At 66.1% G+C, this 257-nt stretch carries 1 protein-coding gene; it reads left to right on the forward strand.

The window, feature by feature from the left end; all coding sequences use genetic code 11:
• The coding region (locus tag SB771_RS35610; RefSeq protein ID WP_410722119.1) for a LamB/YcsF family protein at positions 1-257 on the forward strand (257 nt) is incomplete at both ends.

The raw sequence follows: 257 nt of genomic DNA on the forward strand, positions 1-257 counted from the left end.
GCGGATCGCGGCTACCGTCCCGACGGAACTTTGGTGCCCTGCTCCGAGCCCGACGCGTTCATTGACGATCCCGGCCATATCGCCCGGCGCACCAAGGACATCGTTGTTGCGGGTCGTGTCCAGGCCGCCGACGGCTCGTGGATCTCGGTAACAGCACAGACCGTATCTCTGGATGGAGACGGGCCGCACGCGGTGGCGTTCGCGCGTGAGATTCATGCGGCGCTCCGATCGGCCTCATGCACGCTGAAGCCGCCGAT

The organism is Burkholderia sp. SIMBA_051, from assembly GCF_046534915.1.
In the GTDB taxonomy this organism is placed as follows: Bacteria; Pseudomonadota; Gammaproteobacteria; order Burkholderiales; family Burkholderiaceae; genus Burkholderia; species Burkholderia ambifaria.